The following is an 11,251-nucleotide window of genomic DNA, read 5'->3' as shown; positions in this document are numbered from 1 at the left end:
GCAAGCTCCTCGTCATTCGCTCGACTTGCATGTATTAGGCACGCCGCCAGCGTTCATCCTGAGCCAGGATCAAACTCTCCATAAAAGTGTTTGACTTGCTCTAATTTCTTACTGACGGAATTCATTCATAATTCCTTACCTTTGCTTTTGTTCAGTTTTCAAAGAACTTGTTTGCGCTGCTTTCTCAAATCAGCGACAAAAACTATCTTACCACATATTGAATGTGTGATGCAAGCACTTTTTTAAAAAAGTTTTGTATGTTTTTGTCGAGAAATATGTAAGAAAAGCAACAACGTTTATTACTATATCAGCGTTCTGCTGGGCCGTCAACGGTTTTTTTGAGTTTTTATTAAAAAACCTCTTTTCCCATCAGAAAAGAGGTCCTCTCGCCTATAACGTATACTTCTCTAAGAGGTCGTTTTTTGTTTTCCATACCTTCTTGGAAAGGTCTACAAAGTATTCTTGTGGATTTAATCTTCTTAAGTGCTGTGGCCAGAATAACTGAAGCTGTGCTTGGTGGTAGCTGCGGATCTCCTCTAAGTGAGGCAGCTCATAAACAAGCTTTCCTTCTATATAAATAGGTTGAAGCAGTTCCTCTGCAGTAAATGAAGAGACTATCTTATTTTTATAAGTGTGGACAGGATCAAATAACTTGATGTCTTTATCCGGAATTACTTCATCCACCATCGCAATATAATCTGCTTCAGCTTTCCCCTTATTGTTTATAATACGAAAGACCTTCTTATAGCCCGGTGTTGTTATCTTTTCTACATTAGATGAAATCTTGATCGTTGGGACATACCCACCGTTTTCATATTTCGCTACTACTTTATATACACCGCCAAGCGCTGGTTGATCTGATGCAGTAATTAATTGTGTACCAACACCCCAAGAGGTAATTTTCGCCCCTTGAGATTTTAGATCATTAATTACATCATCATCTAGGTCATTACTTGCCACAATCACTGTATCATGGAGTCCTGCCTCATCCAGCATTTTACGGGCTTGGATCGAGAAATACGCTAAATCGCCGCTGTCCAGTCGAATTCCTTTTAGTGATTTTCCTTCTTCCTTCATCTTAAGTCCCACTTTTATGGCATTAGGAATTCCGCTTTTTAATGTATTGTACGTGTCCACTAGAAGAATACTTTGATCAGGGAGCGCTTTTGCAAAGCGTTCAAAAGCCTCTTCTTCCGAATCATGATCTTGTACCCATGCATGTGCATGCGTTCCTTTTGTAGGAATACCAAAGAGTTTCCCTGCGCGCATGTTTGACGTAGCATCAAACCCAGCGATGTATGCGGCGCGCGCACCCCAGATTGCGGCATCCGCTTCTTGAGCCCTGCGTGTACCAAATTCCATGAGCTGATCATCTCCTGCAACATGACGGATGCGCGCCGCCTTAGTGGCAATGAGCGTCTGATAGTTCATAAAGTTAAGAAGAGCTGTCTCCAGCAAATGGGCCTCAAATACACGGCATTTAACTCGAATTAATGGTTCATTAGGAAAAACAACCGTACCTTCCTTTACGGAAAATAGCTCTCCCGTAAATTGAAAGTTCTTTAGCTCGTTTAAGAAAGCCTCATCATATTGCTCTTCTTGTGTCCTTAAATATTCAAGATCATCATCATTAAAGCGTAAGTTGTTTACAAAATGAACGATTCGCTCTAACCCCGCGAATACAGCATAGCCGCTTTGAAAAGGATTCTTTCGGAAAAAGGCTTCAAACACTCTAATGTTATTATGTGTTCCGTTTTTCCAGTGGGCGTACATCATATTAATTTGATATTTATCTGTATGTAGTGCTAAATCTTCATAGCTCATCTCGGAATCCCGCCTTTCTCTTGTACATTTTTCTCCTATTGTCTCATTGTTAAACATTTTAGAAAGCCCAGCAACAAATATGCTGGGCAAGATGGTTATTCTACAATTGAAATTTTCTTTTCTGCTGATTTTAAATAACCATCATCTGCTACAAATTCACCTTGAAGCTTTTCTCCATTTTCACCGTAAGCTTCCTTAATTGATGGCCAGGAACTGTCTATAGTACTCATGCTGATAATCAGCTCATAATCTTTTACATCTTTTAACTTCTTATTCGTCTGAGGTTTTTCAATAATCATTCTGTAGGAACCATCAGGATGAACAACTACTATATCTTGAAAGCCAGAAGTAATATAATCAGGGATACTTAATTTACCTCTTAATTGAGTTCCTTCTAATAAATTTGTTTTTCCTTCAATATATAAGTATCTTTCACCTTTCTGGATATCTGGATTATCTATTCGAACAGTAGTGGATCCATAGTCTTCAGGCTTATCCCACTCTGGTTCTTCAATAGCTATAGTCGAATTAGAATCTTCTTGCTTAACTTCTAATGCTACAAAAGCTATATTTTGTTTTGTTCCTGTATTCTCATCCATTCTAATAAAAGATCCTTCGAGCTTTTCTCCAATCTCTCCATAGTGATCCTTAATCGGCTGGTTATCTGTACTTGGTTCAAATTTTAACGCTATTTCAATTAATCCGTCATATTCATTAGGGATTTCGAGATCGGTGTTAAAGGTCCCATCTTCATTTACCTGTACGGAATCACTCCCACCAATAATAGTACCCTCAACGCTGTCCATTTCGACAATAAGGCGAGATTCAGGTAAAAGATTCGTCTTTCCTTTTACAACAATAGTTTTACCTTTTCGTTCCACGTCACCTTCGAACCAGACTTTATAATCCCCTTGATCTTTTGGTGCGTCTGCTTTTGTATCTACTGTTTTTACTTCTTCTTTTTTGTCTGTTTTCTTTTCCTCTTTTGATACTTCATTATTTTTTGAATTTACTTTTTCGGAATCACTGCACCCTGTTAAAAGAACTAACGCAGCTGCAACCATCAACCAGCTTTTCATCTTGACCACTTTATATACCTTCCTTTACTGTTGCGTTCTAGCTTCATCAGCCGCCTTTTGAATAACATCAATCACACGATCTCTTTCAGCTTTAAGGGAATCACTTTTAGCCTGATGCTTCTCTTTAGCATAGTCTACTAAAGTTTGATACCGTTCTTGTATAGATTCATCAAGCTTTGTCAGCTCTTCGTCAGAAAGCTTTTTCTGGTCTCTCAGATTCATTACTACATCACTTAAAAGAGAGCGTTCGTCAACTAGACTTTCAATAACGGTGCCCGTGTAGACTTTACCCATTTCCATGCTTTTGTTCGAACTGCTCCAGTTAATATCCGTAATATCCATGGCAGAAGCCCAGTTGACTCGTGTATCATGCATTGCCTTTGACCAATTGGATTCTACTTGGTCAAATAATTCTTTTTGAGAGGAAACGGATTGGAACTCACCGCCACCCGCTTCTGCTACTGCTTTAAGTTGTTGTTGGCCTTTATTATCAACATCAAATCCGATGATATTTACTTCTGCTTTAATGTTTGATTCGTGTAGCTTTTTAGCGGCCTCTATCGGATTTCCGTCACATGTCTCGATCCCATCACTCACGACATAAACAACGTTATTTCCTTCTTTGCCTTGAAGATCTTTTTCAGATGCAGCAATAGATGCAGCGAGTGGTGTCCAGCCAGTTGGCTTAAATTTAGAAAGTGATTCTTGGAAAGCACCTTTATCATATGCACCTAATGGGTACATCACTTCAGTACTTTCGCATGATACATTTTTATCCTTATTCGCGTTGCTTCCCTTATGACCATAAACACGTAGCATCACGTTTGCATCCTCTGGCAAGCCTTCAGCAAATTTCTTTAAAGCTTCCTTAGCCGCTGACATTTTATCAGTACCGGAAACTTTTGCTGCCATACTCCCGCTAGCATCCAAAAGAATTGCGACATTAAGAGGACCTTCTTTTTTCTCCTTGCCGCGTTCTTCCTGATATTTTTCATAAGCTTCTACTTCTTCGAACGTGATATCAAAGTCTTCTAGCTCTTGAAAGGCTGGTTGGTGATCAGCCGCAAATGCAGCAATAATACGGTTATAGGCTTCTTCACTCTTTAATTTTTTGGGGAATTCTTTTGTGATACTTTTAATTTCCTCATCCAGTGCATCTCCTTCAAGATCCTTCACTTTTTCATAATGCTCTCCTGCCCCTTTCGCCACCATCTCTTCAGGTTCAGTCGGTGCTTTTTCAACTGCTTCTTTCTTAGGCTCTTTTTTCTTTGGTTCAGTGTCAGATGCTGTTTCAGATGAGCAGGCTGATATGATTACAACTAAAAAAACTACCATTATTAAACGAAAATAGCTGTTATTCATCCTTCTAATCTCCTTGTACCTATTAATATAATTTCAAAAACAATACATGTACGCGTAAAAAAATTAGTTTCTCAACATCGGTAAAACATCTTGTTGAAACTCTTTTTTATTTCTTTCACTACTATTTTCAGCAAGCTTTTGTTTCCAGTTATTCTGCTTAAAAAATGGAACCTGTTTACCCTGAATATCTTTTTCATATTGTGCCAAGCTTTTATATATTCCAGATAGGTATTCTTCACCAGTAAGATATTCAAACACTTCTATTGCTTTCTTCATATTTCTTTTAACTTCAGCAGGTACAATATTTACAGCTTCTATTAATTCTTTAACAACTTTCCGAAGATGGTCCTTATTATTGATTTGTAAATATAAATGTTTATATTGAAGAGAAGTAAATTCCTCCATTAATTTAGAAATTTCTTCCACTTCATCTTCAATTAATATTCCTTTAGTTATTACAGATTCATAAACGCGAAGTGCCTCTGAATGTATATCTTTTATTCGCTTGTATCCCTGGTCAAGCTCGTTTATATTTGTAACGATTTTCTCTTCTAGTCGATTTTTAATATAGGGTTTAACTGAATTTAATAGATTTATAGTGTTTTGAAAGATAGCCGTTGGTTTGTCCATCTCCGCTTGACCTTGCTCATCAAGACCAAACATAAAAGAATTAAATGTGCTAAATAACAGATACGGATCTATCGCTTCTTCTCTTGAACAAACTTTACCATTAGATACAACCACTAGATATCCTTTTGTACTCCTAAATTTGTTATAAGCTGCTACTCTATACTTTTTAGAATTAGTTAGAATCTCATATTTAACAATATCAATCGTTTCTAAAAATGCTTTATATTTTTTAAAACTTGCTTCTATAGACATCTTTCATCTCCTTATCAAACTATTAATAGAGTACGAATAAGGCTTTTAAATTATTTATTCTGGGTTTCTCACAGTTTTTAACACGTTTAATGCCTCAATATCTTCTTCTATATTTACATCTTTAGCTGATCTAACCATACTTTCATTGAATTCCCGCATTTGCTTATATCTGCCAATGTAACGAGCTCGCGATCATTCGTTTCAATGGCCAGAGCTAACCCTTTTTCAATAGATTGGTTTATATTTTCTTGCTCAGTAATTATTATTCTTAAAGCATCTTTAAACTTTGATAGACATTCTAGTGAGCAGGAGCTTTATTTCTTATTTTAGCTTCTAAACTATCAAGAAGAAGTAGATTTAGCTTTTTGTATCGTTTAATCGTCCCAATCTTCACCCATACCCCACCAATATCCGAAAATATTTTCAATTGAAGAATTGTACCCTAAAGCATATAGGAATGGCTTTTTTATTTTTTTAACAGAATCCTTTATCTTCCCTAAGAATAATTTGATTTCTTGAAGATTCATACATAAGTAAAATAATATTTTTCATCTTCAATCAAAAACATTAAAGCAAACATATGGAATCGTATGTCGTTACGTTGGTGACTTTTTGCAGATTCTTTAATATGGTGAGGTAGGTTTTTTACAGTTAACATATTTCCTCCAACACGTGGTGTACTCATGCCAATTTTTTTATTAATTCTTAAACATGTTTAATGCACTTCAAACTTTTATTTCTTCTTTTTCTCTTATATTCTGGATCTGTTTATGTTTCATAGCGCCGGAAGCTCTAGAAACTGGAATAATAAAGAACGGAAATGATTCTTCACCTGCGAAAAACAAATTGAAACTTAAGGGAGCAACAATTCCATAGTTTAATAGATTAAGGAAGAGATAAACTCCTCTCCAACACTTTTCTTCTTTCTTAGACATATTTGCAACTTATAACCTTAGAATTCTATTTCTTTCTTTGTATGTGTCTTCTGAAACTCTGCTGGTTTTGGATCGAAGTATTTCATCGTGAATTTTGGCACGAACTTATTATTCTGAAGGTATCCTGAACCCCATGTTGGATCCATTGCTAGCCACCGACCATCCACTTTCGTTTCCACCCAGGCATGGTTTTGACCGCGTATCCAGTTACCATCTGAGTTTCTAATCCACTTGCCCGCAGTAATGCAATCGCTAAATAGGCGAAGTCCTGACATACACCTTTCTTCTCATCCAGCGTTTTTAACGCGCTGTCATCAAATTCAAAAGTACGATTGTTCAATTTATCTACGTCATAGCTCACATTTTTTGCGACATACTCATATACCGCAAGAGCCTTTTCTTTTTCCGTTTTCTTATTCTTTGTTAGCTGAGCAGCCAACTTTTTAATTTCTGGGGCGTCCGATTGAATTCCTCTTGATGGTAGGGTGAATCGCTGATCTTGTGCATTGGTGTTCTCTACAGTGAAACCTGCAACTCCAACAAAATGCTGTACATAGCCATTCGTTAGTGTGGAATCTGGAGCCATTAACGAAACTTCGTATTTTCCCGGACCAAATCGCAGGAAGAACTCACCTTCAAATTCATTGTCCTTTACAGGTATTGCATACATAGCCTTCTGGTTATCTTTTTCGGTTTGTACAAAAACAACATCTGTTTTACTTGCATCTTTTCCGCTAGGGTCTATACTTCCTTTGATTTTATAAGTGAGATCTGTCTTTTCGCCGCCTAATTCAGGCGACTCAAGACTGAATCCTCTCTCCTTGTATGCAGAAGAATACTTAACAGGTTCGTAGGTATCACTTGATAGATTTTTCACATACAGATTTGCAGCCTCTGAATAATAATCCGTCACCCCCTCTTTCGGTGTCATGATCTGCACTTCATGAACGCCTTCTCCATAATAAAGGGGAATCTTCTTACTGAACTTTCCTTTTTCCACAGGAATCATTATTTTAGTAGATTCATTCTCTTTTTTGAGTTCCACCATAAGCTGATCAACACGAGAATCTTCTACTTCTCCTGTTAATTCAAAGGAGCCATCTAATTCCATATACCCATTTATGGAATTTTTTAACACCAAACCATGTTCAAGAGCATTTTTTGTGAATGCAACGTCTCGCTTCAGTTCTGGGTTCACATTCTCTACATCAAACTCTGCGATATCGTAAAAATAATCTTCCGCACTATCGCTAGGTACGCTGACTTTTACAGAATAGTTTCCCTTTCCGTTAAAGAGCTGCACTTTTTGCTCAAACTTTCCCGCTTTAATAGGAGCATAATAGCTGAATTCACGGCCACCCGGACCATCTTCTTCGCTACTCACCTTGATCCATACGTAATCTGATTTAAATCCGCTATACTTTTTAGCTTCCCCTTTGACTAACATGGTAGAGTTCACTGTAAACTCTTTATATTTCGGGCTTGATAAAGAAGCTTCAACTTCTTCTGCATAAGGAAGCAGCTCAAGCTTCTCTAACTTTTCGTCTTCGTTCGCATCTTCAGCGAGAGAGGTGTATTTGTCTTTTTTCTGTTTTTTAGCTGGTTCGTTTGAAGAATTATGATCTGTACATGCAGACATAACAATAACAACAAATAACAGAAGAATACTTATAGATTTGTTTTTCATTCTACTAATCTCCTTTGAAAATAATTACATTAAGGGGGATGAATATAAGCTAAAAAAATAAGCAAAAGTAATATGAATTGGCATTGTACTCACAGTATTCAAGGGGGGTTCCTTTTTCCATTAAACATTATAAAAAAGAAAAAGATGGGGTTCCCATCTTTTAAGCAAAACAATATGTAAATAGAAATATTATGTGCTTTGATTTTCCATTTAATAGTTTTATTAAATATTTTGTTCCTTTTCATGAATGCTATTTATATGATTTTTCTTAATCAAAGGCAAACCTATAGCAATCCCTATCATACCAAAAGGAAATCCTTCTTCACTACCCAACCACATGAAGAGATTGTAAGGAACATAAATACCATAAATGAAGATGTACATCATACCATAGAAACGGCGCCATTTCTTTTCACTTTTTGTCATTCAGGTTTCTCCTAGTTATTTTTTTCCTAGTATGATGTATATAAACAGTTAAGTAATTTCTTCCTTGCGTTCTATAGAACGAAGGTGATTAAATCGAATAGAAGGCAGACCTACAGCAAAAGGAACAAATGCGTAAAAAAAGTTTTCGAATCCTTTAGTATAGAGAAATACAGCTACTGGCCCCAAGATTAAATAAAATCCCATAAACAGATATTGGTATATTTTTCTCCATTTTGCTACTTTGCTTGCCATAGATTTCACCTCTTCTAGTAAATAGGTTTTCTACTAAAATCACCAATTTTTTTATATTCCATATCTTCCGCATTCGAATATTCACTAATCCAATTTTTATATAAAGTAGAAAGCATAAAAATGAAATATGGGAGAATAATTGCATTCCCTACTATTATAAATGAGTTTAGTACAATAAAGAGGTTACTTGTAAGAGCAGTTAAAAAGTATGCAATAAAACTTACAACTAAGTCCATTACGGTGAATAATAGTATTACACCTAATAATTTCCAAAAATTTTGTTTAGCAAATTTCATAGAGCGCTTTACTGAATTCCACCAAAGTTTATTTTCAAGAACAATTGCTTGGGGAATGGCAATTAAAAGTATCATAAGGAGTACACCAGGTAAAATAAAAAACAAAAGACCTGCTATAATCAACACGGCACTTAATAGGCTTAATATATAAACCATGTAACCACGTTGCAATGTTTTTATATATATATCTTTTAATTTATATTCCTCATCTTTAAAATCTAATTCAAATAGATTCGTGAATGGTAATTGAATCAAAAAGAACGTAATCACAGTAAAAAATACTTGAACCATTGTTTCCCATAGACTAAAACCAAAAATAGCAAAAGGAAGAGCCACAAGATTCGTTGCAAATGTAAAAAGCAGTTGAATAGGTAAAATTATACTAATCCCTAAAATTAAAATTTTTTTAAAATTGTCTTTATAAACTTTAAACGAATTTAAAAGGATACCAGTCAAATGATCACCTACCTTCTTGGGTTTTTATATTGATCTAATACTTCTTGAGCATTAGGATGCTCTTCTAAAGGAACATCTTCATCCATTACATAACCCATCTCTAAAATTTCTTGACCCATATTCGTTTCACTTCTAAGCATATACTTCTTAAATGGCATTAATTGAATATTATATAACCCAAGCTTAATATTAGAAAAGAAAGATTTACTATTTAAATATTCGTATACTCTATGTCTATCATCTTCTGTTTCAATTTGAACCTTATTTTGTCTATAAGCAGCTCTAACCATCTTAAGATTAATCGCTCTCAGTTCATCAAAATCATCTTTAGTGACGATTCCAATGGAATTTGTAGATTGTACTTTTTTAATTCCGTCTTTTACAGCCTTTTCGATTACGTTTTGAAGTTCAACGATTTCATTTGCAGAGTGAATAAAACGGCCAAGAGAGTTAACTAACTCTAAGTTTTTTGGGGATTTAGGTAATTCCTTTTGTATTTTTAATAAAGTTTTTTTTAGACGTATATAATTACTTTTTGTTGAGGCTTTCACCCATTTTTGACCATTAAGTATACTTCTTATGGCAGTATAATAACCATTTGCTATTAGAGCAGGATATGTTACTTCAGATATTGGTTTTATAGAGCCATCCTGATTAATAATTAGCTTTTCAGCAGATGGGTTAAATGTAAAATAATAAAATTTTTCATCATTAATAAGGAAAGCAGAAGGAAAAACATCTGGTTTTTCCTTCCCTTTATTGAAATCATTTAAAGTTCGCTCAATATTTGATGGAAGTGTTTTAATGGATAACATATTATCTCCTAACTAAACCAACCAGCTATTTTTCCTGTCATTTTTGAAACCCCTTCTACAATTCCCTTGCCGGCCTTAACAGCTGTTCCAACAGGGTCCTTTATAGCTTTGACAATCGTTTTACGATGTTCATATATTTTTGCACCAGCCCATAAAGCACCACCTACTACAGCCAGACCAGTAGCAACAGGAGCTCCTAATCCGGTAGCTGAAGCAATAACAGCACCTGACATTAAAGTTTCACCTAAGCTAGCAATACCTTTGTTTACCTCACCATTACTAAAGTTAGTAACAGTTTCATATGAAGAAATCCCGGCATTTACAGCCGCAAAAGGTAAGGCAATCTTACCAAGAAAAGTAGTTTTGTTAATCTCCATAGGTTTTGAAATATCACTGAGGAAACTACCAAAATTTCTAACTTTATTAAGTGAGGAAACTTCATTAAAAGATAGATTGTTTACAGCCTTTAATAGTTGGTAACTTGATTTTATTTCTGATGGCGTTTTCAAGAAATTTGAAACAGCTTTATAATTATCATATCCAGACATAGAATCTAGGGCAAACTTAGCAGCAAGTGCCCCCTCACTATCTCCGTCAATAACCTCACCAAGTGCCGCTCTTATAGCTTTATCTCCAAACTGTGAGAAATTCGCTTTTTTCCAATCAATTTGACTAAAGGTGGCAACGCCATCATCAGCATCAGCACCAATCTCAATTCCATTCATTATCAGATCTTTCAAAACCCATTTACTTGCTTTATATATTGGATTATCTAGAATAGGTTCATTACCAGGGTCCGTAGTTGATGTTTTTGAATTTCTACCATCAACCCCGGTTTTACTTGGGCTTTTTCCTTCTTGAACTGATGGAGTCTCATTATCTGAAGGATTAGTTTTTCCATCTGTATTTTCTCCCTTGTCTGGTTGTGCCCACGGGCTATTCGGATCAATTCCATCACCATTTCCTGGTTTTACTGGCTTTCCTGGATTAATTGGTGTGCCAGGTTGAATTGGTGTTCCAGGAGAGATGGGATTACCCGGTTTCAATGAATTTCCTGGAGTAATAGCATTTCCTGGGGTTATAGCTTTCCCTGGATTAATAGGTGAGCCTGGATTAATAGGTTTACCGGGTGTAATCGCTTCACCTGCTAGTGCCATAAGAGGAAATGTATGTAGAAAAAGTATTGTAAAAGCAACAATAGCCGCAAACCTTGAAACCCGTTTTTTCATTCTCATAA

Annotated in this window: 11 protein-coding genes and 1 rRNA gene; all 12 read right to left on the bottom strand. The window is 35.8% G+C overall.

What is annotated here, in order from left to right; genetic code table 11:
- Window positions 1-85, bottom strand: a 16S ribosomal RNA gene (locus tag M3206_RS16160); the annotation flags it as partial.
- Between the two features lie 305 nt (window positions 86-390).
- Entirely contained in the window at window positions 391-1,824 is a 1,434-nt protein-coding gene (locus M3206_RS16155; protein WP_251313547.1) for a nicotinate phosphoribosyltransferase, read from the bottom strand.
- Window positions 1,825-1,919: 95 nt separating this feature from the next.
- Complete coding sequence (locus tag M3206_RS16150) at window positions 1,920-2,912, bottom strand: hypothetical protein (protein ID WP_251313546.1); 993 nt, start codon at window positions 2,910-2,912, stop codon at window positions 1,920-1,922.
- Between the two features lie 15 nt (window positions 2,913-2,927).
- Window positions 2,928-4,265, bottom strand: a complete 1,338-nt coding sequence (locus tag M3206_RS16145) for a VWA domain-containing protein (RefSeq protein WP_251313545.1) — start codon at window positions 4,263-4,265, stop codon at window positions 2,928-2,930.
- 63 nt (window positions 4,266-4,328) lie between these two features.
- Entirely contained in the window at window positions 4,329-5,147 is an 819-nt protein-coding gene (locus M3206_RS16140; protein ID WP_251313544.1) for a hypothetical protein, read from the bottom strand.
- Between the two features lie 952 nt (window positions 5,148-6,099).
- Window positions 6,100-6,249, bottom strand: coding sequence for a hypothetical protein (locus tag M3206_RS16135; protein ID WP_251313543.1), 150 nt, complete (start codon window positions 6,247-6,249; stop codon window positions 6,100-6,102).
- Window positions 6,231-7,769 carry a transglutaminase-like domain-containing protein gene (locus M3206_RS16130; protein WP_251313542.1) on the bottom strand — a complete coding sequence of 513 codons (1,539 nt, stop codon included), beginning with the start codon at window positions 7,767-7,769 and terminating at the stop codon, window positions 6,231-6,233. The genes M3206_RS16135 and M3206_RS16130 overlap by 19 nt, the downstream gene beginning before the upstream one ends.
- Before the next feature lie 222 nt (window positions 7,770-7,991).
- Complete coding sequence (locus M3206_RS16125; protein ID WP_251313541.1) at window positions 7,992-8,195, bottom strand: hypothetical protein; 204 nt, start codon at window positions 8,193-8,195, stop codon at window positions 7,992-7,994.
- A gap of 48 nt (window positions 8,196-8,243) precedes the next feature.
- Entirely contained in the window at window positions 8,244-8,447 is a 204-nt protein-coding gene (locus tag M3206_RS16120; protein WP_251313540.1) for a hypothetical protein, read from the bottom strand.
- Window positions 8,448-8,461: 14 nt separating this feature from the next.
- Window positions 8,462-9,199 (bottom strand): hypothetical protein, encoded by a 738-nt coding sequence (locus tag M3206_RS16115; protein ID WP_251313539.1) that lies wholly within the window; start codon window positions 9,197-9,199, stop codon window positions 8,462-8,464.
- An 8-nt stretch (window positions 9,200-9,207) separates the two neighbouring features.
- Window positions 9,208-10,014 (bottom strand): hypothetical protein, encoded by an 807-nt coding sequence (locus M3206_RS16110; protein WP_251313538.1) that lies wholly within the window; start codon window positions 10,012-10,014, stop codon window positions 9,208-9,210.
- 8 nt (window positions 10,015-10,022) lie between these two features.
- Window positions 10,023-11,249, bottom strand: coding sequence for a hypothetical protein (locus M3206_RS16105; RefSeq protein ID WP_251313537.1), 1,227 nt, complete (start codon window positions 11,247-11,249; stop codon window positions 10,023-10,025).
- Window positions 11,250-11,251 lie beyond the last annotated feature (2 nt).

Origin of the sequence: Fictibacillus phosphorivorans (genome assembly GCF_023715845.1) — a bacterium.
Lineage (GTDB): Bacteria > Bacillota > Bacilli > Bacillales > Fictibacillaceae > Fictibacillus > Fictibacillus phosphorivorans_D.
Note: the sequence above shows the minus strand (reverse complement) of the source record. Positions and strands in the feature narration are given on the sequence as shown.

Coding starts and splice junctions, on each gene's coding strand:
- M3206_RS16110 (WP_251313538.1), bottom strand. CDS start 10,014: ATGTTATCCATTAAAACACTTCCATCAAATATTGAGCGAACTTTAAAT.
- M3206_RS16125 (WP_251313541.1), bottom strand. CDS start 8,195: ATGACAAAAAGTGAAAAGAAATGGCGCCGTTTCTATGGTATGATGTAC.
- M3206_RS16105 (WP_251313537.1), bottom strand. CDS start 11,249: ATGAGAATGAAAAAACGGGTTTCAAGGTTTGCGGCTATTGTTGCTTTT.
- M3206_RS16145 (WP_251313545.1), bottom strand. CDS start 4,265: ATGAATAACAGCTATTTTCGTTTAATAATGGTAGTTTTTTTAGTTGTA.
- M3206_RS16130 (WP_251313542.1), bottom strand. CDS start 7,769: ATGAAAAACAAATCTATAAGTATTCTTCTGTTATTTGTTGTTATTGTT.
- M3206_RS16140 (WP_251313544.1), bottom strand. CDS start 5,147: ATGTCTATAGAAGCAAGTTTTAAAAAATATAAAGCATTTTTAGAAACG.
- M3206_RS16155 (WP_251313547.1), bottom strand. CDS start 1,824: ATGAGCTATGAAGATTTAGCACTACATACAGATAAATATCAAATTAAT.
- M3206_RS16120 (WP_251313540.1), bottom strand. CDS start 8,447: ATGGCAAGCAAAGTAGCAAAATGGAGAAAAATATACCAATATCTGTTT.